This window comes from Adlercreutzia sp. CNCM I-6215 (assembly GCF_977072315.1).
In genome coordinates this window covers 1-20,802 of record NZ_CDRVMA010000007.1, presented here as the reverse complement: position 1 = coordinate 20,802, position 20,802 = coordinate 1, and the positions used below count along the sequence as shown (strand labels likewise).

At 64.7% G+C, this 20,802-nt stretch carries 22 protein-coding genes; 3 read left to right on the top strand and 19 right to left on the bottom strand.

The window, feature by feature from the left end:
* Positions 1-99 precede the first annotated feature (99 nt).
* Positions 100-1,296 (bottom strand): DUF6273 domain-containing protein, encoded by a 1,197-nt coding sequence (locus ACW4LP_RS06670; protein WP_455803624.1) that lies wholly within the window; start codon positions 1,294-1,296, stop codon positions 100-102.
* Positions 1,297-1,718: 422 nt separating this feature from the next.
* On the opposite strand from ACW4LP_RS06670, the gene ACW4LP_RS06665 reads away from it, so the two are divergent.
* Positions 1,719-2,051, top strand: a complete 333-nt coding sequence (locus tag ACW4LP_RS06665) for a type II toxin-antitoxin system RelB/DinJ family antitoxin (RefSeq protein ID WP_455803623.1) — start codon at positions 1,719-1,721, stop codon at positions 2,049-2,051.
* Between the two features lie 36 nt (positions 2,052-2,087).
* Positions 2,088-2,291, top strand: coding sequence for a CopG family antitoxin (locus tag ACW4LP_RS06660; protein WP_302233788.1), 204 nt, complete (start codon positions 2,088-2,090; stop codon positions 2,289-2,291).
* 60 nt (positions 2,292-2,351) lie between these two features.
* On the opposite strand, the gene ACW4LP_RS06655 is transcribed toward ACW4LP_RS06660, so the two are convergent.
* From ACW4LP_RS06655 to ACW4LP_RS06570, 18 genes are all read right to left on the bottom strand, one after another.
* Positions 2,352-3,266, bottom strand: coding sequence for an ABC transporter ATP-binding protein (locus ACW4LP_RS06655; RefSeq protein ID WP_455803622.1), 915 nt, complete (start codon positions 3,264-3,266; stop codon positions 2,352-2,354).
* 15 nt (positions 3,267-3,281) lie between these two features.
* Positions 3,282-4,286: a FecCD family ABC transporter permease gene (locus tag ACW4LP_RS06650; RefSeq protein ID WP_455803621.1), complete on the bottom strand. Its 1,005-nt coding sequence runs from the start codon at positions 4,284-4,286 to the stop codon at positions 3,282-3,284.
* Complete coding sequence (locus tag ACW4LP_RS06645) at positions 4,279-5,277, bottom strand: FecCD family ABC transporter permease (protein ID WP_455803620.1); 999 nt, start codon at positions 5,275-5,277, stop codon at positions 4,279-4,281. The genes ACW4LP_RS06650 and ACW4LP_RS06645 overlap by 8 nt, the downstream gene beginning before the upstream one ends.
* Positions 5,278-5,289: 12 nt before the next feature.
* Positions 5,290-6,291, bottom strand: coding sequence for an ABC transporter substrate-binding protein (locus tag ACW4LP_RS06640; protein ID WP_455803619.1), 1,002 nt, complete (start codon positions 6,289-6,291; stop codon positions 5,290-5,292).
* Positions 6,292-6,566: 275 nt separating this feature from the next.
* Positions 6,567-7,859: a dihydroorotase gene (locus ACW4LP_RS06635; protein WP_161127870.1), complete on the bottom strand. Its 1,293-nt coding sequence runs from the start codon at positions 7,857-7,859 to the stop codon at positions 6,567-6,569.
* Entirely contained in the window at positions 7,843-8,787 is a 945-nt protein-coding gene (locus tag ACW4LP_RS06630) for an aspartate carbamoyltransferase catalytic subunit (RefSeq protein ID WP_114539020.1), read from the bottom strand. Before ACW4LP_RS06630 ends, ACW4LP_RS06635 begins: the two co-directional genes overlap by 17 nt.
* 4 nt (positions 8,788-8,791) lie before the next feature.
* A complete protein-coding gene (pyrR, locus tag ACW4LP_RS06625) occupies positions 8,792-9,388 on the bottom strand; it encodes a bifunctional pyr operon transcriptional regulator/uracil phosphoribosyltransferase PyrR (RefSeq protein ID WP_455803618.1) in 597 nt (198 codons plus the stop codon).
* A 457-nt stretch (positions 9,389-9,845) separates the two neighbouring features.
* Positions 9,846-10,382, bottom strand: coding sequence for a rubrerythrin family protein (locus tag ACW4LP_RS06620; RefSeq protein WP_161127867.1), 537 nt, complete (start codon positions 10,380-10,382; stop codon positions 9,846-9,848).
* 196 nt (positions 10,383-10,578) lie between these two features.
* Positions 10,579-11,292 (bottom strand): cytochrome c-type protein Cgr1, encoded by a 714-nt coding sequence (gene cgr1 / locus ACW4LP_RS06615; RefSeq protein WP_114539017.1) that lies wholly within the window; start codon positions 11,290-11,292, stop codon positions 10,579-10,581.
* Positions 11,293-11,714: 422 nt separating this feature from the next.
* Positions 11,715-13,388 (bottom strand): AMP-binding protein, encoded by a 1,674-nt coding sequence (locus tag ACW4LP_RS06610; protein WP_455803617.1) that lies wholly within the window; start codon positions 13,386-13,388, stop codon positions 11,715-11,717.
* A gap of 197 nt (positions 13,389-13,585) precedes the next feature.
* Complete coding sequence (locus ACW4LP_RS06605; protein ID WP_022739970.1) at positions 13,586-14,140, bottom strand: helix-turn-helix domain-containing protein; 555 nt, start codon at positions 14,138-14,140, stop codon at positions 13,586-13,588.
* A gap of 89 nt (positions 14,141-14,229) precedes the next feature.
* Entirely contained in the window at positions 14,230-14,763 is a 534-nt protein-coding gene (locus ACW4LP_RS06600) for a 2-oxoacid:acceptor oxidoreductase family protein (protein ID WP_114548306.1), read from the bottom strand.
* Positions 14,763-15,617, bottom strand: coding sequence for a thiamine pyrophosphate-dependent enzyme (locus ACW4LP_RS06595; RefSeq protein ID WP_114548305.1), 855 nt, complete (start codon positions 15,615-15,617; stop codon positions 14,763-14,765). The genes ACW4LP_RS06600 and ACW4LP_RS06595 overlap by 1 nt, the downstream gene beginning before the upstream one ends.
* A gap of 1 nt (position 15,618) precedes the next feature.
* Positions 15,619-16,689: a 3-methyl-2-oxobutanoate dehydrogenase subunit VorB gene (locus tag ACW4LP_RS06590; RefSeq protein ID WP_114548304.1), complete on the bottom strand. Its 1,071-nt coding sequence runs from the start codon at positions 16,687-16,689 to the stop codon at positions 15,619-15,621.
* Positions 16,690-16,693: 4 nt separating this feature from the next.
* Positions 16,694-16,900: a 4Fe-4S binding protein gene (locus ACW4LP_RS06585; RefSeq protein ID WP_022739974.1), complete on the bottom strand. Its 207-nt coding sequence runs from the start codon at positions 16,898-16,900 to the stop codon at positions 16,694-16,696.
* Between the two features lie 72 nt (positions 16,901-16,972).
* Positions 16,973-17,710, bottom strand: a complete 738-nt coding sequence (locus tag ACW4LP_RS06580) for a nucleotide-binding protein (RefSeq protein ID WP_114548303.1) — start codon at positions 17,708-17,710, stop codon at positions 16,973-16,975.
* The gene (locus ACW4LP_RS06575; RefSeq protein ID WP_114539010.1) at positions 17,710-19,500 is read right to left on the bottom strand and encodes an AMP-binding protein; all 1,791 of its coding nucleotides are present in this window, start codon (positions 19,498-19,500) and stop codon (positions 17,710-17,712) included. Before ACW4LP_RS06575 ends, ACW4LP_RS06580 begins: the two co-directional genes overlap by 1 nt.
* A 121-nt stretch (positions 19,501-19,621) precedes the next feature.
* Positions 19,622-20,206, bottom strand: coding sequence for a helix-turn-helix domain-containing protein (locus ACW4LP_RS06570; RefSeq protein WP_022739977.1), 585 nt, complete (start codon positions 20,204-20,206; stop codon positions 19,622-19,624).
* Between the two features lie 340 nt (positions 20,207-20,546).
* Here ACW4LP_RS06570 and ACW4LP_RS06565 point away from each other — a divergent pair.
* Positions 20,547-20,802: hypothetical protein (locus ACW4LP_RS06565; protein WP_455803616.1), on the top strand; the 256-nt coding region annotated here is incomplete at its 3' end.

The window sequence follows — 20,802 nt, the reverse complement described above, 5'->3', positions numbered from 1 at the left end:
ACCGAAGGTTCGCGTTTCGATGGGGTACGTTGCCCATCTGGAACCCTCTCTGCCCCTCCCCATGGCACACAGGGAGAAGTGTCTAGATGGTTGGATGGTTTATATACAGAAGCCTGGAATTACGCCAAGATCAGCACCGGCATATGTAGCGTCATGAGGAGCCCCCTCTGCTCTAACGAACGAGAAGTAACCCGAGTTGTAAGGATTGGGGGAACGCATCCACCACCATATTTGCTCTCCTTCAAAGCTTCTTTCAAGAATTGCATTGGCTTCGAGGTAGCTTACCCCCATATCGCGAAATAACTTGTATTCAGAGCCCTCCGCATCGAAGACCTCGTTTGCCGCTTCATTTTCTGACCATTCAGGCACGACCCCACTAAGCTCAACATTCGAGAACAGCCACAGATAGTCTGAGGTCGTTGACACCGACGACACGGAGACTTCGCTATCTCCTTCATGGCCTTTATTATCAGTAAGTTTGTCAACTGGAACCACAATGGTCTTTAATTCCTCCGGAAGCATCAGCAATCCATCGCCATTCAAATACCTTCGCATAGAGCAACTTTCCCAGCCACCTTCAGCACCGATGGAATCATCATCGTTCATAGGCAAAGGTTGATTTACCAGCGGACCCCCGAAGACAAACGTGATGCCGGCCTTGCCGCCTGAGGTCTTGTCGTCGTGGGCGAAGCCGACGATCTGCACGGTGGTCTGGGTACCGTCGGCCAGCGTTACCGACTTCACCTGCGTGCCGTCGAGTTTGCCCTCGGGCGTGCACAGGTTGTACTTCTTGGCTACCTCGATGGCAGCCGCCTCGTCGCCGGCCGAGCCGATCTCGGCCGAGATCTGTGAGAGCTCGTCCCACGTGTAAGCCTCGACGGCCGACTTCACCACGACATCGGCAGCGGCCTGAGGGCCACCCTGAGCATCGCCTGCGCTCTCGCCGGCATCGGCAGCCTGACCATCGGTCGCGTTCGCATCCTGTGCACCGTCCGCGCTCTGGCTCGCGGCGGGAACCTCCACCGCCTCCTTGGGCTGCACTCCGGCGAGCCCGAACCAGTTCGTCGCGAACCCGGCGACAAGCACCACCACAACTACGGCAACGGCTGCGATGGCACCGATTTTGGCGCCGTTCCTCTTGGATGCCGGCGCCCCGGCCCCAGAGCCTCCGGAAGCCGTGCCCTGCGCGTTTTTGGTCGGGGCCGCACCGCCCGCTTGGGCGCCCACCGGCGCCCCGCACTTCCCGCAGAAGGCCGACCCCTCCGCGATCTCACTCCCGCACTTAGGACAGAACATACGTGCCTACCTTCCTTTCTCGGATATCTGCTTCAGTCCATCAGATCGATAAAGTCGTGGAAAGCCCGCTCATGGCCCCTTCCCGCTCCAAAGCGCAAAAGAACCCAAGAACCCTTGGGCCTCGAAGCTCTCTATTCGGTTGTATCTACTCGGTTGCTGCGGGAACGCGTCCCGCGGGAATGCTACGCTAGCGCGCGAGGGGTCGGGCCGACTTAGCGGTGAGACCCCCCCCCAGGCATGTATATGTGCGCTTCATTAACAGCATGTCGGCAAGTTTAGCACAGGTTGGCAACACCACCAGGATTTTTTCGCGGGCGGGATATGTGGCGAGCCAATGCTGACAGTAAAGCATCGCCCACTGCCGCTGTTTCAGATGAATACCCTTTTGTGGTAACATTAGGGCCACAACAAGGAGGTGCACCATGCCAACTGCAACGAAGGATGCCGAGATCAAGTTTCGCACGAGCGACGAGCTGAAGCGACAGACCCGGCGCGTCTACGACCGATGGGGCCTCTCCCTGAGCGAGGCCTTCAACCTCTTCATGCGCAAGTCCGTCGAGGTGGGCGGCCTCCCCTTCGATCTGCGCCCTGAGCCCTCCCCCGCCCTGAGCGGCCGGGAGACGCTGCGGCCGAATCCCGCCACAGGCATCACCGTCCTTCCAGCCTGGATGGACGCCCCCGAGGACGAGGGACTCTACGACGACCTCGTATGCGCCGCGTTGAATTCAAGCGAACAGAACGAAGACGGGCGGTAAGCTGCAAAAAGGAACGAGCTTACTGGAGGTATTGCCATGAGAGCTGAGTACGATTTCACCAATTCTAAGCCCAACCCCTACGCGAAGAGGCTGTGCCGTCCCGTCACCATGCGCATCGACGTGGAAGCCATCGACTACTTCAAGGAAGAGGCCGCCCGCACGGGCATCCCCTACCAGAACCTGATAAACCTCTACCTGATGCAGTGCGCCGAAGAGAAGAAGGTCCTCGCGTTCGCCTAAAGGTCACCCATGAAAAGTTAGCCAGAGAGTTCGTCCAAAAGCTTCAGAGCGTCCAGCAGTTTATTCCTCCCCCGCAAGGCGGTAGCTCACGAGGCTGGGGCGGCCGGTCCAGGGGTCGGGCTCGATGAGGGCGTCCAGGCCGAAGACCTCGCGCAGGAGGGCCGGGGTCATCACCTCGGCCGGCGTGCCCGCGCCGCGGATGGCGCCGGCCTTCAGGGCGATCATCCAATCGGAGAAGCGGGCGGCCAGGTTCAGCTCGTGGATGACGAGCGCGATGGTCTTGCCCTGGTCGCGGTTGAGCGCCTGCAGAAGCTCCAGCACCTCCAGCTGGTGGGCCATGTCCAGGTAGGTGGTGGGCTCGTCCAGAAGGATGAGGCCTGTGTCCTGGGCGAGCGCCATGGCGATCCAGGCGCGCTGGCGCTGGCCGCCGGAAAGGGCGTCGATGGGGCGCGCGGCGAAGTCGCCCAGATGCGTGATGGAAAGGGCCCAGTCGATGATACGCCGATCGTCGTCGGTCAGGCGCCCGAAGCCCTTCTGGTGCGGGTAGCGGCCCAGCGCCACCAGCTCGCCCACAGTGAGCCCCGCCGGAGCCTGGGGCGATTGGGGCAGCAGCGCCATCTTGCGGGCCACCTCGGCCGTGGGCATCTCGGCGATGGCGCGTCCGTCCAGGTACACCGCTCCGCCGCGCAGGGGCATAGTGCGCGAGAGCGCCTTCAAAAGCGTGGACTTCCCGCAGCCGTTCGGCCCGATGATGGAGGTGATCTCGCCGGCGGGCACGGCCACGTCCATGGGCTCTATGATGACGCGGTCGCCGTAGCCCACCGACACGGCCTCGCCGCGCAGGGCCGCGTCGGCGAATTTCTCGCAGGTGCGGTCGCAGGTCCCGCAGAACAGAGGCTCATCGACGACTTCGGGCGCTTCAGGAGCGTCTTCGCGGAAGGAATCGAGGAAATCCGCTGCGTTCGGCTTCTTCACAAGCGTCACCTTCTCCTAGGATCTCGCCAAAAGGTACAGGAAATAGGGCGCGCCGATGACGGCCGCCACGATGCCGACGGGAATCTCGTTGGGGGCGAGCAGCGTGCGCGAGATGATGTCGGCCAGAAGCATGAGCACCGCGCCCACGAGCACGCATGCCGGCACGAGCGTCCGGAAGTTCGGCCCCACGAGGCGCCGCGCCATATGCGGGCACACGAGCCCCACGAAGGTGAGGCCGCCGCCCACGGCGCAGGCGAGCCCCGATGCCCCCACGGCCACGGCGGTGAGGGCAGCGCGGGCCCGGGGCACGTTCACGCCGAGCCCTGTGGCCGCTGCCTCGCCGAGTCCCAGCACGTTCAGTGTGCGCGAGGCGTAGAGGGCGCCGGCCGTGAGCAGTGCCAGCCCCACGGCGAGGATGGCCACATTCTCCCAACTGGCGCCCCAGATGCTGCCGGCGATCCAATTCTGCACGAAGGCATAGTCGCCGTCGGACATGCGCAGCATGAGGAGCGACGTGGCGCTGGAGAGCCCCGTGGCCAAAGCGACGCCGATGAGCAGCAGCCGCCGCGGGCTGGAGGCGCCGCGCACCACCGACAGCCGCCAGCCGAGGAAGGCCACGGCCGCCGAGCCCGCGAAGGCGAGAACCGGGAGGGCCACCGCGGAGGGGAAGAGCCCCGCGGGCACGAAGACGATGAAGGCGGCCACGAGCAGCCCTGCGCCGGCGTTGATGCCGAGCACGCCGGGATCCGCCATGTCGTTGCGGGAGACGCCCTGCAGAAGGCATCCGGAAAGCGACAGCCCCACGCCCACCAGAAGCGAGGTGAGCACCCGGGGCAGGCGCAAGTCCACCAGCGTGTAGGTGAGGCTCTGACTCGCCGTGCCGGAAAGGATCTGCCCCAGCTCTTCCAACGAGATGCTGCGGTAGCCGGCGTTGATGTCGCACCACAGGGCCAAAAGCGCCAACACGGCGAGGATCGCCAGCACCGCGCCCGTGCGCAGCCGTTTCTTTCGCTCAGTCAAGGCCGCTCGCCTCCCTCCGCGCGCACCAAATGAAGAACGGCACGCCGACGATGGCAAAGATGGCGCCGATGGGAATCTCGCTCGGCGCCATGAGCGTGCGGGCGAGTACGTCAGCCAGAAGCATGAACAGCGCGCCGCCCACCATTGAGGCGGGGATGACGGCCCGGTAGTCCGATCCCACGAAGCGGCGCACCATGTGCGGCACCATGAGGCCCACGAAGGCCACCGGGCCGGCCAGGGCCACGGCCGCCCCCGCCAGAACGAGCACCACGAGCAGACACAGCGTGCGGGATTTCCCCACGTTCACGCCGAGCCCCGAGGCGGCCTCCTCGCCCAGCGAGAGCACCGTCACGCGCCGCGCCAGCACCCAAGAGGCCACAAGCGCCGCCAATATGAACGGCGCCGTCATGGCCAGCGTATCGGCGCGGATGCCGGCCACGCCGCCGGCGGTCCAGAAGGTGAGCGAGTAGCCGATGTTGAAGAAGATGGCCACGCCCTGGGCGAGCGCCGTGAGGAACAGCCCCACGGCGCAGCCGGCCAGCACCAGCAGGACGGGATCCACGTTGCGCCGGCGGAAGCTCACGGCCCCGAAGACCACGGCCAGGGCGAAGGCGGCGCCTACAAACGAGCACCCCACCACCCCGGCGAAGCTCATGCCCGGCAGAAGTGCCAAGCAAAGCGCCAGCGCGAAGGCGGCCCCGGCGTTGATGCCGAGAAGCCCCGAGTCGGCCAGGGGGTTGCGGGTCACGCCCTGCATGATGGCGCCGGCCACGGCGAAGGCCGCCCCCACGAGGATGCAGCCCACCGTACGGGGCCCGCGCAGCTCCAGGATGGCCACGTGCTCCTGGTTCGCCATGTCCGGCGAGAAGAGCGCCCCCAGCACCTGGTCGGGCGGGATGGGGGTGCTGCCGAAGAACAGGGAGAGCCCCGCGGCCAGCGCGACCGCGACGACTCCCCCGATCAGGAAGATCGATGTCCTGAGGCGCGACACGAAGCGTCCCTGCTAGGCCGCCGCATCCGCATGGGCACGGAAGAAGTCGGTGAAGGCCTCGAGCTGGTTGGTGAGCGTGATGGGGTCGCGGTGCATGAAGGCCACCTGCTCGTAGGGCATGAGGCGACCGGCCTTGACGGCGGGCAGGTTCTTCCACAGCTGCGAGTCGTCCACATAGGCCGAGTCCGCGCCGTCCAGCACGCCGTAGCAGATGAAGTCGCCGGCGTAGTCGGGCAGCGCCTCCACGGAGATCACCTTGTAGGCCTCGTCGCCCTCTACCATGGGGCCCTGGATGGCCTCGGGCGCCTTCAGCCCCCACATGTCGTAGAGGATGGAGCCGCCGCGGGCGAAGTGGCTGCCCATGGTGTAGATCTCCTGGGGCCACACCTCCAGGATGGACACGGTGCGGTCGCCCACGATACCCACGATCTCGTCCTTCACCGTGGCCACCTTGTCGTTGAACTCGGCGATGTACGCCTCGGCGGCATCCTTTTTGCCCACCAAATCGGCGATGTAGCGGAACAGATCCTCGTCCGTGCGCGTGCCATCGGCGATGTAGACCGTCGGCGCGATCTTGGCGTACTTGTCGTAGTCGGCCTCGGTGATGGTGACGATGAGATCCGGCTGCTTCTCGGCGATCATCTCGAGCGAGGTCTCGGCCGAGGTGGTGTTCAGCGCCTCAATGCCGTCGCACAGCCCGGCGAGGAAGGGGTTGTTCAAGGCATAGGGGCTCGCGATGACCGGTTTCACGTCCACGGCCAGGAACTCGCCGAGGTAGTAGTCGCTGACGATGGTCTGGGGGTTGGTCGGAATCTCCACCGGGCCCTTGTCGGTGTCCACCGTGCGCGTGGCTGCGCCTGCGGCCGCATCGGTGCCGGAAGTGCTGCCGTCGGTCGTCGTGGCGGCCTCTCCTTCTGCGGAGGAACCGCTGGAAGAGGAGCAGCCGCCGAGCATGGGAGTCAGGGCGACAGTAGCGAGGAAGGCCGCGAAGGTGCGGCGGGAAATCGGGGCCATGGGCACATCCTTTCTGAAAGCTGAGCAATCAAGTTAGCTTTAGTAAACTCACAACGCCAGATGTTATCATCGGTTTACTTTTATGCAAGTCCTTCGGAGAACATCCACAATCGGCACTGCCTCATTCTAGACATTGGCTCTCCGGCTCGCGCGTTCCGCTCTCCCACCTGTTGCCCAGCCGACGCTCTCCCGTAAAGCGCAGCTTGAGGCGTAAACGAGAAGGGACCGTCCGAAGACGGCCCCTTCCAGGCAAGACATTGGTTGTCGGCAGGTACCTACTCGACGATCTTGCCGTCCTCCATGGTGGCGTAGCCGCCGACGTAGACGTCGGTGGCGCGGCCCGTAAGCTCGGCTCCGATGAAGCCGGAGTTGTTGGCCTTGGAATAGAAGTCGCCCACTTCCACGGTCCAGGCGGCCTCCGGGTCGATGACCGTGAGGTCGGCCACGCTGCCGGCCTCGATCTTCACCGGCTCCTGGCGCAGGATCTCGCGCGGGGCGACGGCCATGGCCTGAATCATGCGGCCGTAGTCGATGACGCCGGCGCGCACGAGGTGCGTGAGCACGAGGGAGAGCGAGGTCTCAAGCCCAGTCATGCCGAAGGGCGCCAGCTCGAACTCGCGGTCCTTCTCCCAGTCGGTGTGGGGCGCGTGGTCGGTGACGATGGCGTCGATGGTACCATTCGCGAGGCCCTCGATGAGCGCGGCGGCATCCTCGGCGGTGCGCAGCGGCGGGTTCACCTTCAGCGCGGTCTGGTACTCGGCGGTGATGGCGTCCTCGGTGAGGAACATGTGGTGCGGCGTCACCTCGCAGGTCACCGGCAGGCCCTCGGCCTTGGCGGCGGCCACCAGATCGAGCCCGCGCTTGGTGGTGATGTGCTGGATGTGCAGAGGACACCCGGTCAGGCGGCAGAGCGCGATGTCGCGGGCGATCTCGAGCTCCTCGCCCTCGGCCGGCCAGCCCACCATGCCGAGGCGCGTGCTCGCCACGCCCTCGTTCACCTGGCCGTCGGCCACGAGCGAGTCGTCCTGGCAGTGGGCCATGATAACCGTGTCGAACTGGTTGGCGTAGTCCATGACGCGACGCATCATGCCGGCGTCCTGGATGCCGTGGCCGTCGTCGGTGAACACCGGCGCGCCGTGGGCGTACATGTCGCCCATGTCGGAGAGCACCTCGCCCTTCAGATCCTTGGAGCAGGCGCCGGCCACCACGACGCGGCACTTCCCCACGGCCGCGGCGCGGGCCTTCACATATTCCACGGCCACGGCGTCGTCGACCACCGGGCTCGTGTTCGGCATGGTGCACACCGCGGTGAAGCCGCCGTGGGCCGCCGCACGGGAGCCGGAGGCGATGTCCTCCTTCTGCTCCTGGCCCGGATCGCGGAAGTGCACGTGCATGTCCACCAGGCCGGGGGTGACGATCTTGCCGGACAGGTCGCGCTCGACGCCCTTCTCCATGGTGAGGTCGTGGCCCACCTCCACGATCTTGCCGTCGCGGATGAGGATGTCGGCCACTTCATCAAGGCCGATCTGGGGGTCGATCAGACGGGCGTTCTTAAGCATCAATGCCATCGTTGCTACCTCCTAGGAGCAGGTACAGGGCGGCCATGCGCACGAGCACGCCGGCGTAAACTTGGTCGAGGATGATGGAGCGCTTGGGATGGTCGGCCATGAAGCTGTCCAGCTCCACGCCGCGGTTGATGGGGCCCGGGTGGCACACGCACGCGTCGGGCTTCAAAAGACGGTCGCGCTCCTCGGTGAGGCCGTAGAGCAGGTTGTACTCGCGCAGGTTCGGGTAGGGCGCGCCCTCGAAGCGCTCGCGCTGGATGCGCAGCATGTACACCACGTCCAGCTCGGGCAGCGCCTCGTCCAGGTTGCTCGTCACATGGTCGGCGCCCAGGATATCGGGGCGCGCGGGCAGCAGCGTCGGCGGTGCGATGACCGTCACCTCGCAGCCCATGATCTTCAGGGCCGGGATAAGCGAGCCGCACACGCGGGAGTGCGAGATGTCGCCCACCACGCCCACGTGCAGGTTGTCGAAGGAGCCCTTCTCCTCCCAGATGGAGTACAGATCGAGTAGCGCCTGGGTGGGATGCTGGTGCTTGCCGTCGCCGGCGTCGATGACCGACACGCCGGACACATCCGCGATCTTGCGGGGCACGCCGGCCCAGCGGTCGCGCACCACGATGCAGTCGATCTTGTAGGAGCAGAGCGTCTTCACGGTGTCCACGAGGCTCTCGCCCTTCACCGTGGCCGTGGAGGAACCGCCGAAGTTCAGAGAGTCGGCGGAAAGGCGCTTCTCGGCGATCTCGAAGGAGGAGCGGGTGCGGGTGGAGGGCTCGTTGAACATGTTCACGACGGTGAAGCCCTTCAGCGTCGGCACCTTCTTGATGCGGCGCTCGTTGACCTGCTTGAAGGTCTTGGCCGTCTCCAGGATGGTCATGATGTCATCGGCGGAGTACTCCGTGATGTCGATGAGGTGCTTGTGATCGAAGGCCATGGACCTACTCACCTTCCTTTTTCGTCAGGGCCGCGGCGCCTGCGCGCTTGCCCGGCTCGATGTCCAGAATCTCCACGGCCGAGATGCCGTCGACTTCCTCCAAGAACAAACGCACGTTCTCGCTGGAGGACGAGGGGACGTTCTTGCCCACGAAGTCGGCGCGGATGGGCAGCTCGCGATGGCCGCGGTCGACGAGGACCGCCAGCTCCACGGCGGCGGGGCGGCCGATGTCCATGAGGGCGTCGAGCGCCGCGCGGATAGTGCGGCCCGTGTAGAGCACGTCGTCCACGAGCGCGATGGTCATGCCGTCGATGCTAAACGGGATGTCAGTGGAATGGACCTCGGGGGACATATGGGTCGCGAAGTCGTCGCGATAGAAGCTGATGTCCAGCTTGCCCAGGGGAACCTTGACCCCCTCGATCTCCTCGATCTTGTGAACGAGCATCTTCGCGAGAAGGTCGCCTCGCGTGACGATGCCCACGAGCGCGAGGTTGTCCGCGCCCTTGTTGGCCTCGAGGATCTGGTGCGCCATGCGCGTCACCGCTCGCTCGATGTCGTCTGCATCCATGCAGATCGACTTGACCATGCTCTCGTCGTTCATACACACTCCCTTCGTAAGGTCAGTGCGCACAGACGAGTCCGCGAAGCCCCGCGTCCGAGTTTTCCGCGAGCTTCGTGCCGCCGCGCGGGCAAAAGAAAAAGCCCGTCTGGCGACTAGGCTTCCTGCGTCGTTGCGCTTGCTTCCCGCTTTCCGGGCGCTGCGCTGATTGGGGTTACCTTGTCGGCCTCTCTGTACCGCATTTAAAGGACGGTTGCACCATACACCGCAGAAAGATGAGTTGCAAGCGTTGTGTTGAATTTTTTCTAAAAAGGCGAAAATGGGATGGCCACAGGTTCGCCCAAGGAAGTCAGCGAGGCTCCGACAGGTGCCTGCAATTCGCTTGAAGCGCGGCCGAGCGGCCTTGGGGCCGTGAGGGAAAGCGCTGAGTGCGAAGGGCAGGTGCCTGTCGGAGCCACAGCATCGGGAGTGCCATTCGTCCCGTCAGGGCGAACGGAACTTAGAAGTTCTCGGCCTTGATCTCGAAGTAGCCCTGCGGGTGCTCGCAGACGGGGCACTTCTCGGGGGGCTCGGTGCCGATCTCGATGTGGCCGCAGACGGTGCACACCCACACCTTCACTTCCTTGCGGCGGAACACCTCGTCGTTCTCGATGCGCTCGATGAGCAGCTGGTAGCGGTTCTCGTGGCTCTTCTCGATGGCGGCCAGGCCCTCGAAGAAGTCGGCCAGATCGGCGAAGCCCTCCTCGCGGGCGGTTTTGGCATAGTCGGTGTAGATGCCGACCTCCTCGTCCTCGCTAGCGGCGGCGGCCTTCAGGTTGTCGAGCGTCCCTGGTACCTTCCCGCCGTGCATCTTCTTGTAGTGCAGCTTCGCGTGGTGCAGCTCGTTGCCGGCGGTCTCGTTGAAGATGTCGGAGATCTGCTTGTAGCCGTCCTTGGCGGCCTGCTGGCCGTAGAACGTGTACTCGCAGTAGGCCACGGCCTCCTGGGAGAGCGCGCTCTCCAGGTTCTTCCATGTCTGGGACTTCTCAAGTTCCATGGGTTCCAACTCCTTTCACCACGGCCTCGCTCGTGCGGGCGCCGTATCGTCCTACCTATAGTGAGACTCGGCGCCGCGAGTTGCGGCGGCTAACCTTAAGGAGTTGGGTAATCGTAACTTCGCCATTGCACCCCCGACAAAAAGGGAAGGCCGCCCGAAGGCGGCCTTCCCCATGATGCTCTGCGTGGCGAGAAGCTTAGGCCTTGTTCAGGCTGTCCAGCTCCTTCTCCAGCGCGGTGTTGTCCGCAGCGGAGATCCAGCCCTCGGGGATGGGGGCGTCGTTGTGGCACTGCGAGCACATGTTCACGGAAGCGCGGTGCGCCTTGTGGCAGTCGCTGCACTGGTTCTCACCGTGCTGGGCCACGTGCGGGTTGCGCTCCAGGTCGGCGGTGGCCTGGATCAGGTCGTCGCGAGTCATGTTGTGGCAGGACTCGTTCAGGCAGAACTGATCGGGCTCGATGCCGCGGGCGGCCACGAGATCCTCCAGCGACTTCTCGGGCACGACCTGCTGGCCGGTCTGGGTGTTCAGAACCTCGTAGCTGCCGGTGATCCAGCTCATGCCCTCGCCGATCTGCTCGGACAGGGTGGGCACGTGGCAACCAAGGCAGGTGGTGCCGTTCTGGGCGCGATGCACAGCGGCCATCATGCCGGAGGCGTTGGCGACCTCGTTGCCCCACACGTCAGTGGCGGCCTGGCCGGGCTCGGCCTCATAGGTGGGCAGGTAGGCGTCCATCGGGGTGTGGCAGATGGCGTTGCAGAAGCTCGGCTGCTCGTGCCATACCCAGAAGCCGGCGCCGGCCACGACGAGCACAGCGACGACGACGCCCACGACGATGGGCCACTTCTTCTTTTTCTTCTGGGCGGCAGGCTCGGCAGTCTGCCCGTCCACCTTTTTCTCTTCTTCTGTCATGCCTCTTCCTTCCAGTTGGGGATCCTCGAGATGCCCTTATGGCATCTCCTTCCTTCGAAGCGAGCGATCTGCCCTCCCCAGCTGACCTCTGAACCTCGAGGGGCAAGGGCGGCGCCATTCGAAGCGCGACGCCATCGCCCCTTGGGGTTTCGCTTCGATGTGCATGATACCTGAACTTGGCTGCAATTGACAACGCCGATCACCGCGAAATTCTCGCCAATGGTGTTTTTAGCCCATCGAGAAGAAAAGGGAGCGGAATTGGACCAAGGAAATCAGCGAGGCTCCGACAGGCACCTGGAATTGCCCCGCCTTTCACCCAAGCGTACTTCGGTACGCGCCAAGGTGAAAACAAGGGGCAAGGCCAGGTGCCTGTCGGAGCCGCAGCGTCGGCGTTCCCGTTCGTCCCGTCAGGGCGAACGGAACTACTCCTGAATGCCGTCGGTCTGGCGGATGAGCTTGCGCTTGATCTTGCCGCCGATGGTCTTGGGCAGCTCGTCCACGTACTCGATGATGCGCGGGTACTTGTAGGGAGCCGTGGTCTTCTTCACGTGGTCCTGCAGCTCGCGGGTGAGCGCGTCGGTGCCCTCGTAGCCCTTCGCGAGCACGACGGTGGCCTTCACCACTTTGCCGCGGATGGGATCCGGCGCCGCCGTAACAGCGCACTCCACCACGGCCGGATGCTCCACCAGCGCACTTTCCACCTCGAAGGGGCCGATGCGGTAGCCGGAGCACTTGATGACATCGTCGTTGCGACCCACGAAGTAGCAATAGCCGTCGGAATCGCGCCAAGCCATGTCGTGGAGGTTGTAATACTCCCCTCCCACGGCCTCCTCCGTACGCTCCGGGTTGCCGTAGTAGCCCACGAACAACCCCGGCGGGTAGGCCTCTTTCAGGCCCGTCACGCAGATGGCGCCCTCCTCGCCGTCATCGACCTCGCGGCCGTCGTCGTCGAGCAGCTTCACGTTGAGCAGGGGCGACGGCTTGCCCATGGAGCCGGGCCTCGGCTCGATCCACGGGAAGGTGGCCAGAAGCACCGGGCCCTCGGTCTGGCCGAAGCCCTCGCGGATCTTCTTGCCGGTGAGGCGCTCCCATTGAATGGTCACCTCCGCGTTCAGCGGCTCGCCGGCCGTGGCGAAGTTCTCCACGCTGGACAGATCGTAGGCGGCCACATCCTCCTGCAGCATGAAGCGGTACATGGTGGGCGGCGCGCAGAAGGTGGTGAGCTTGTAGTCCTGGATCTTCTGGAGAAGCTTGGTGGGCACGAACTTGTCCATGTCGTAGGCGAAGATGGTGGCGCCGGCGATCCACTGGCCGTAGATCTTGCCCCAGCCGAACTTGGCCCAACCGGAGTCGGTCACCGACATGTGCAGCTTGTTCTCCTGCACCTGCTGCCAGTACTTCGCCGTTATGATGTGGCCGAGCGGATGGGCGAAGTTGTGCTCCACGGCCTTGGGGTTGCCCGTCGTGCCGCTCGTGAAGTACATGAGCATGATGTCTTTGGAGGTGACGCCCGCCTCGCCGGTCGGACGCTCGAAGGTATCGGGGTAGCCGGCGATGAGCTCGTCGAAATCGACCCAGCCCTCGCGGGAGCCGTCCACGATGAACTTCTCGCGCACCGTGGGGCAATCGGGCATGGCCTCTTCCACCTGCGTGCAGACGTACTCGTCGTTCACGGCGACGATGGCCTTCACGTCGGCGCTGTTGGCACGGTAGACCACGTCCTTGCGCGTGAGCTGCAGCGACGCGGGGATGATGGTGGCGCCCAACTTGCAGAGGGCCACGGCGCACACCCAGTACTCCCAGCGGCGGCGCAGGATGCACATGACCACGTCGCCCTTGCCGATGCCGAGCTCCTTAAAGGCGTTGGCGGCCTGGTTGGACAGGCGCTTGATGTCGGTGAACGTGAACACACGCTCCTCGCCGGCGTCGTTGGTCCACAGAAGCGCCCGCTTGTCGGGCTCCACGGCGGCCCACTCGTCGACGACGTCGAAACCGAAGTTGAAGGCCTCGGGAACCTCGATGGTGAAGTTCTCGGCGAAGTCCTCGTAGGAATCGAACTCAATTCTCGGGCAGTACTTCTTCAGAACATGATCCATAGTGGTGCTTCTCTCTGCTCTCCTATTTCGCTTTGTGCGCGATTCCGCTTTGTCCGCGAAGCGCCTCGCGGTATTCCAGTTCGCTCAAACAGTCCTCGCTTTGTGGAAATGCCCACTGGGCATTTCCAGTCGCTGCGGAACTCGCTCGGTTGGAACACCCCGGGTCGCTTCGCTACTCTTCCAAAAATGAGATGGTACTACTCAGCGATGATGGTGATGAACTTGCAGGGGACGTCGCCGTTGCAGCGCTGGCCGTGGGGGTAGGTGGGGTTGAAATAGATGCTGTCGCCGGCGTTCAGCTGGATGTCGCGATCCCCGAAGGTGAGAATGAGCGACCCTTCCAGCACGTAGTTGAACTCCTGGCCGTCGTGGCACACCAGCTCGGCCGGCTCGTCGCACGGATCCAAGATGACCAGCAGCGGCTGCATGATCTTGCGGGCGTAGCGGCTGGCCATGTCCTCGTAGTGATACCCGGGGAAACGCTCGACCTCCTCGGTCTCGCCGCGACGCACCAAGTGGTAGGTGTCCAGCTTCGGCGCGGTGCCCGTGAGGATCTCGGTGAGGTCGACGTTGAACTTGCGGGCCATGTGGTAGATGGCCGAGATGGGGATGTCCTCGCCGGTCTCCTCCCAGCCGCGGTAGGTGTCGATATCGACGCCGAGCTCCTCGGCCATAGTGTGGCGCGACACGTCGCAGGCCTCGCGCAGGCCCTGCAGGCGCTCGCCCAAATCTTTCAGGTTCTCTTCTTCCATGTTCGTCCTTCTATCTTGTCCCGCCCCTGACTGGACGGTGCCTGATTCAATCCCCGACCGCTTCCAGCCCGCCCGGCTGCGGTAAAAGACTACGCGTTGATGCCGAGCTTGATGGCTTGGCGGTTCTGCTCGAGTTTCTCGGGCTTCTTGCCGGCCACCTTCGCGATGGCGCCGTCGAGCGCCTCCTCGGAGCAGAAGCCGGTCTCGGCCCAGAGCTTGCCGATAAGCACGATGTTGCCGAGGCCTTTGAGACCGGCCTCCTCGCACATCTTGGTCGCGGGGATGCCGATGACCGTCACGCCCTCGGGCTCGGTGAGACTCGGCACCATGGCCGTGTCCACCACCACGATGCCGCCCTCTTCCACGTTGTCGATGAACTTGTCGAAGGAGGGCTGGTTCAGAGCGATGAGCGCGCTCGGGCGCGTGATCAGCGGGCTGCCGATGGGCTTATCGGACAGCGTCACCGAGCAGTTGGCGGTGCCGCCGCGCATTTCGGGGCCGTAGGAGGGCATCCACGAAACCTCGCGGTCCTCAATGAGGCCGGCCGTAGCGATGACCTTGCCGGCGAACAGCGACCCTTGGCCGCCGAAGCCGGCGACGACGCAGGTGAGATCCTTGCCCATTAGTTGCCTCCTTCTGACACGGCCTTGGGATGGGCGATGGGGCAGGCCGCATTGCGGGCGCTCGCCGCCTCGGCGGCATTGGCGAAGCCGTCGGCGGTCACATCGCGCACCACCCCGAGCGGATAGTACGGCAGCATGTTCACGCGCATCCACTCGAAGGCGTCCTGCGGCGTCATGCCCCAGTTGGTGGGGCAGGTGGAAACCACCTCGATGAACGAGTAGCCCACACCGTCGATCTGGTTCTGGAAGGCCTTCTTGATGGCCTTTTTAGCCTTGCGCACATTCTTCGGCGTATCGACGCAGACGCGCTCGATGTAGGCCGGGCCGTCCAGCGCGTTCAGAAGCTCGCTCACGCGGATGGGGTTGCCGGCCGTGGACACATCGCGCCCGTAGGGACTCGTCTGGGTCACCTGGTTCGGCAGCGAGGTGGGGGCCATCTGGCCACCGGTCATGCCGTAGATGGCGTTGTTGATGAAGATGATGGTGATGTTCTCGCCGCGAGTGGCCGCATGGACCGTCTCGGCCATGCCGATGGAGGCCAAGTCACCGTCGCCCTGGTAGGCGAAGACCACCTTGTCGGGATGCACGCGCTTCACCGCCGTGGCCACCGCCGGCGCCCGGCCGTGGGCGGCCTCGATCATGTCGCAGCCGAAGAAGTCGTAGGAGATGACCGAGCAGCCCACGGGCGCCACGCCGATCGTCTCGCCCTCGATGTCCAGCTCGTCCATGACCTCGCACACCAAACGCTCCACGATGCCGTGGGGGCAGCCGGGGCAGAAGTTCGTGACCACGGGCAACAGGGAGTGGGGTCGCTCGAAGACCACCTTCATTTCCTTCTCAGTCGTCTCGGCCATGCTACTCACCTACCTTCTCGTTCAAAGCGACAATGGCCGCCAGCACCTCGTCGGGCGTCGGGATGACGCCGCCGGTGCGGCCGAAGAACTCCACCGGCACGCGCCCCGCCACCGCCAGGCGCACATCTTCCACCATCTGGCCCATGTTCATCTCCACATCGAGGAACGCCTTGGCCGTGGGCACGAGCGCCTCGATGGCGCGGGTCGGGAAGGGCCATAGCGTGATGGGGCGCACAAGGCCCGCCTTGATGCCCTGCTCGCGCGCGGCGTTCACCGCCGAGCGGGCCACGCGGGCCGCGCCGCCGAAGGCCACGAGCACGATGTCGGCGTCCTCGGTGAGATAGCTCTCGGCCTCCTGCTCGGTCTCCTCAATGACCGCGTAGCGCTCATAGCGCTCGCGGACGAGGTCCTCCAGATCGGACGCGGTCAGGTACAGCGAGTTCGCCACGTTGTGGGGTCGCTTATGCCCGTGGCCGCAGGTGGCCCAGGGCTTCTCGGGCAGATCCTCCGGGGCGAGCGCCTCGGGCAGGACCACCGGCTCCATCATCTGGCCGAGCATGCCGTCGGCCATGATCATGACCGGCACGCGGTACTTGTCGGCTGTATCGAACGCCTTGAAGGCGTAGTCGGCCATCTCCTGCACCGTGGAGGGCGCGTACACGACGATGTGGAAGTCGCCGTGCCCGGTGGCCTTGGTGGCCTGCCAGTAATCGGCCTGGGAGGGCTGGATGGAACCGAGGCCCGGACCGCCGCGCTGCACGTTGACGATGACGCCGGGCAGATCGGCGCCAGCCATATACGAGATGCCCTCGCTCTTCAGCGAGATTCCCGGCGACGACGAGGAGGTCATCACGCGGGCGCCGGCCGCCGATGCGCCGTAGACCATGTTGATGGCCGCCACCTCGGACTCCGCCTGAAGATAGGTGCCCCCCACCTTCGGCATCATCTTCGCCATGTAGGCGGCCACCTCGGTCTGGGGCGTGATGGGGTAACCGAAGAAGAAGCGGCAACCGGCGCGCATGGCCGCCTCGGCCATGGCCTCGTTGCCCTTCATGAGTACTTTCTCAGCCATTGAACTACCTTTCAACCGTGATGGCCACATCGGGGCACATGGTCGCGCAGGTGGCGCAACCGGTGCACTTGTCCTCGTCGGTGCAATGGGCCGGGTGATAGCCCTTGGCCGTGATGACGTCCGGGTCGAGCTCGAGAATGCCCACCGGGCAGACATCGGTGCACAGCCCGCATCCCTTGCAGAAGAAATCGTCGATAGTGACTCGCGCCATGGAAACCTCCCTTGCTTACTCGCGCGCGGGCCTCGCCGCCCGCGCCTCTCTCTCATCTTGAATGGGCCGCCCTTAGGACCAGGGAGGCTTGACGTACACGTTCACAGCATAGCCATTGGGAATGTCGTCCAGGGCGCATGGCCCCGTGTTTTCCCGCTGAATGGCCTGAATGGGGGCGGTAATGCAGGCAATGGGAAGGCCCGCCATCGAGGCCACTGCCTGGGTATACGGGACACTTTCGACGATGTGTCCCAAAGCAGTCTCGCCCTGCAAGTGGGAGTTGCCCACCACGGCCGTGGCCGCCAAATGGCTCTTGACCTCGATCTCGCGCAGCACCGCCACCGCATCGGCAGGTTCCTGCGTGAGGTTGCGGAAGGCGTTCACCACGTAGAGCATGGCATAAGGCCCCGCTGCGAGGGCCGGCGCGAAGCGCGCGAGCGCCGTGGCGCCCACATCGTCGCCGCCGGCATCCACGATGACGACCGTACGCCCCGTCTCGTCGCGATAGGCCTCCGCCGCAGCCACGGCCAGTTCCCCGGTGACCGACGGGACGTCGAGGCTCGTGCCCGCGTGGCCGAACACCGGCGCGATGAGCCGCACCCCGGCCTCTTCCAGAAGATCGCGATACTCGTTCGAGCGGAAGTACGGGTTCACGACGTCCATATCGGCGAGTGTCACGCGGTACCCGGCCGCGGCGGCGTCCAAGGCGAGGTTGAGGGCGAAGTTGGTCTTCCCCACTCCGTAATGCCCCGTCACCACCGTGACCGGCGCCAACGGGAACGGGAGCCTCGCAGCTTGATCTGCCGTCATCAGATGAGCCCCTCGGGGGTCTTCTGCGAGGCGTGGTGGGTCTTGTCCTGCTCGCGGATGGCGGCCCGGCGGATCTTGCCGTTGACGGTGCGCGGCAGCTCGTCGACGTACTCGATGATGCGTGGGTACTTGTAGGGGGCTGTCTGGCGCTTCACCCACTTCTGCAGCTCGGCGGTGAGGTCATCGCTTCCCTGCCAGCCGTCGGCGAGCACCACCGTCGCCTTCACGGCGAAGCCGCGCACCGGGTCGGGCACGCCGGTGACGGCCACCTCGCGCACGGCGTCGTGCTCGAGCATCACCGACTCGATCTCGAAGGGGCCGATGCGGTAGCCGCTCGACTTGATGACGTCGTCGTTGCGGCCCACGTACCAGTAGTTGCCCTCCTCGTCGCGCCAGGCCGTGTCGCCGGTGTGGTACCAGCCGTCGTGCATGGCCTCGGCGGTCTTCTCGGCGTTGCGGTAGTACTCCATCATGATGCCGGCCGGATGCGGGTCGATGGAGATGCAGATCTCGCCGGTCTCGCCGGTGTCGCACTCGGTGCCGTCGTCGCGCAAGATCCTCATGACGTACATCGGCACCGGCTTGCCCATGGAGCCCGGGCGCGGCGTGGAGTTCGTCAGATTGCCCACGGTGAGCGGGGTTTCCGTTTGGCCGAAGCCCTCGTAGATGGTAAGGCCGGTGTGCTCGCGCCAGAAGTCGAACAGATCGGGGTTCAGCGCCTCGCCGGCCGTGGTGCAGTACTCCAAGCTGGACAGGTCGAAGGCGTCCACGTCCACCTCGGTCATGAGGCGGTACATCGTCGGCGGGCAGCAGAGCGTCGTCACGCCGTAGCGACCGACGAGGGAGAGGATCTCGGCCGGATCGTAGCGGTCGAAGTCGTAGGTGAGCACCGCGGCCTCCATGAGCCACTGGCCGAAGAACTTGCCCCAGACCGCCTTGCCCCAGCCGGTGTCGGCGATGGTGAAGTGCAGCCCCTCGGGATTCACGTTGTGCCAGTGCTTGGCCGTGACGAGGTGCGCCAGCGCGTAGCCGGAATCGTGGAGCACCATCTTGGGATTGCCCGAGGTGCCCGAGGAGAAGTACATGAGCATGGGATCGGCGCCGGCCGTCTCGCGGCGGGTGAAGTCGGCCGAAGCCGCGCGCACCTCGCTGTTGAAGTCGCGCCAGCCCTCGCGCGCGACGGGGGCCGCGCAGATGCCCGCAGGGCCCGAGAGCGCCTCGCCGACAAGCTCGCCGGCGGGAGCGACCCAGTTCCCGTCCTCGTCGCGCGGGGTGAGCCCGGCGCCGGCGGGGTTCACGAGGATGAGCGTCTCCACGCTGGGGCACTCCTTCACCACCGCGTCGATGGTGCCGGCGATGTCCCCGGCCGAGGTGGCGATGATGGCCTTGATGTCAGCCCCGTTCAGGCGATAGGTGAGGTCGTGCTCCTTCAGCATGAAGGTGGCCGGCACCGCCACCGCTCCCAGCTTCTCCAGGGCCAGCATCGTGAACCAGAACTGGTAGTGGCGGCGCAGGATGACCATGACGAAGTCGCCGCGGCCGATGCCGCAGTCCGCCATGAAGTTCGCCGTCTTGTCCGACCACGTTTTCATGTCGGCGAAGGTGAAGGTGTGCTCCTCCCCTTCCGGGTTGCACCAGACCATGGCCGTGCGCTCGGGGTCGTTGATCGCGATGTCGTCCACGACGTCGTAGGCGAAGTTGAAGTTATCGGGCATGGTGATGTCGAACTTCGTGAGCAGACCGTTCTCGTCGTAGGCCTCGTCCACGTAGCGCAAGTTGATGTTTCTCATGATGATATCCTCGGGTGAAGTCTTGATAGGACGAACGATTACCTTGGGTTCGGCGACGCCGGATGCGCGGACGCGCGGCCGGGCCCGGTAGCGCCGGTCGCAAGCCCGCGAGTCGGGCCGCCTAGATAATCTTCTCCCCCTCGGGCTTCATCACAATGGCGAGGAACACGCAGGGCTCCCCTCCCGTGGCGATCATGCCATGGCCGCGACCGGAGTCGTACATGACGACATCGCCCGGACTCAGGATCTCCTCGTGGTCCTCGTAGGCGAATCGCATCTGACCGGAGATGATGAAGTCGAGCTCCTGGCCCTCGTGACGGGACAGGTGCACGGGCACGTCCTGCTCCTCTTCCAAATAGGGAGCGGTGACCACGAAGGGCTCGGCCAGCTTGTGGCGGAAATGCGGCGCCTTGTGCAGGTACTCGAAGCCAGCGCGGCGCTTGATGGAAAGGCCCGCGCCCTCGCGCGTGAGCGAGTAGCCCGTCAGGTGCGGGTTCTCGCCGGTGAGCAGCTCGATGACGTCGACGCCGAACTTCTCGGCGCACTTGTACAGGAAGGTGAAGGAGAGATCCTCCTCGCCGGACTCTTGTGCGGCGTACTCCGCCGTCGACCGGCCCGTGGCCTCGGCCATCTCCTGCAACGTGAGGTCCATGTCCTCCCGCAGAGCGCGAATACGCCCCGCCACCTCTTTGATATTCGGCTCCACGACCTGCGACCTCCTTATCGGTTCTCGAAAATGACTGTAGCACGCTATTTTACTGGCATCTCAGCGGTCAACATTTCCAATCGGTTAAAAAGTCGGCGATGCGCCTATAGTTTTTCCCGCAGCCTCGCCATCGCCAGACGCGAAGACGAAATGGAGAAATCTTTTTGTCGAAGACAATTTCTGCTCGATGCAAAGAGGGCGGCCCAGGATTTGGAAATTGTGCTATTTTGGCCTGCTGAAGGCCTTCAAGAAAAACGAAGGTACAGGAAAGCACATTTTCCAAGAGCGCGGGGGGTGCGGACAAAAAGTTGGACACTCCGGTGTCCGGATTGGAGTCCGCATGTACCCGTTGGAGACCAGGGAGCTCGCCGTGGAGGCCGTCGCGGCGGGGTTCAGCCTGACCGAGGCGGCCGAGCTGGCCGGCTGCAGCCGCACGGCCGTTGTAAATTGGGCGAAGGCGGCGGGCGTCGCCCCGCCGCCCCGCAAGAAGGCCGTATACTTGCCCTTCGACAGGAAGATGGAGCTCGTCGCGCGGCTGGAGGCCGGGGAGCGGGCCGCCGACCTCGCCGCCGAGGCCGGCGTCACCGCCGCTGCCG

What these genes read in the sequence shown, in the direction of transcription:
- ACW4LP_RS06670 (WP_455803624.1), bottom strand. Translation starts at nt 1,296, where the DNA reads ATGTTCTGTCCTAAGTGCGGGAGTGAGATCGCGGAGGGGTCGGCCTTC.
- ACW4LP_RS06665 (WP_455803623.1), top strand. Translation starts at nt 1,719, where the DNA reads ATGCCAACTGCAACGAAGGATGCCGAGATCAAGTTTCGCACGAGCGAC.
- ACW4LP_RS06660 (WP_302233788.1), top strand. Translation starts at nt 2,088, where the DNA reads ATGAGAGCTGAGTACGATTTCACCAATTCTAAGCCCAACCCCTACGCG.
- ACW4LP_RS06640 (WP_455803619.1), bottom strand. Translation starts at nt 6,291, where the DNA reads ATGGCCCCGATTTCCCGCCGCACCTTCGCGGCCTTCCTCGCTACTGTC.
- ACW4LP_RS06635 (WP_161127870.1), bottom strand. Translation starts at nt 7,859, where the DNA reads ATGGCATTGATGCTTAAGAACGCCCGTCTGATCGACCCCCAGATCGGC.
- ACW4LP_RS06630 (WP_114539020.1), bottom strand. Translation starts at nt 8,787, where the DNA reads ATGGCCTTCGATCACAAGCACCTCATCGACATCACGGAGTACTCCGCC.
- pyrR (WP_455803618.1), bottom strand. Translation starts at nt 9,388, where the DNA reads ATGAACGACGAGAGCATGGTCAAGTCGATCTGCATGGATGCAGACGAC.
- ACW4LP_RS06620 (WP_161127867.1), bottom strand. Translation starts at nt 10,382, where the DNA reads ATGGAACTTGAGAAGTCCCAGACATGGAAGAACCTGGAGAGCGCGCTC.
- cgr1 (WP_114539017.1), bottom strand. Translation starts at nt 11,292, where the DNA reads ATGACAGAAGAAGAGAAAAAGGTGGACGGGCAGACTGCCGAGCCTGCC.
- ACW4LP_RS06610 (WP_455803617.1), bottom strand. Translation starts at nt 13,388, where the DNA reads ATGGATCATGTTCTGAAGAAGTACTGCCCGAGAATTGAGTTCGATTCC.
- ACW4LP_RS06605 (WP_022739970.1), bottom strand. Translation starts at nt 14,140, where the DNA reads ATGGAAGAAGAGAACCTGAAAGATTTGGGCGAGCGCCTGCAGGGCCTG.
- ACW4LP_RS06600 (WP_114548306.1), bottom strand. Translation starts at nt 14,763, where the DNA reads ATGGGCAAGGATCTCACCTGCGTCGTCGCCGGCTTCGGCGGCCAAGGG.
- ACW4LP_RS06595 (WP_114548305.1), bottom strand. Translation starts at nt 15,617, where the DNA reads ATGGCCGAGACGACTGAGAAGGAAATGAAGGTGGTCTTCGAGCGACCC.
- ACW4LP_RS06590 (WP_114548304.1), bottom strand. Translation starts at nt 16,689, where the DNA reads ATGGCTGAGAAAGTACTCATGAAGGGCAACGAGGCCATGGCCGAGGCG.
- ACW4LP_RS06585 (WP_022739974.1), bottom strand. Translation starts at nt 16,900, where the DNA reads ATGGCGCGAGTCACTATCGACGATTTCTTCTGCAAGGGATGCGGGCTG.
- ACW4LP_RS06580 (WP_114548303.1), bottom strand. Translation starts at nt 17,710, where the DNA reads ATGACGGCAGATCAAGCTGCGAGGCTCCCGTTCCCGTTGGCGCCGGTC.
- ACW4LP_RS06575 (WP_114539010.1), bottom strand. Translation starts at nt 19,500, where the DNA reads ATGAGAAACATCAACTTGCGCTACGTGGACGAGGCCTACGACGAGAAC.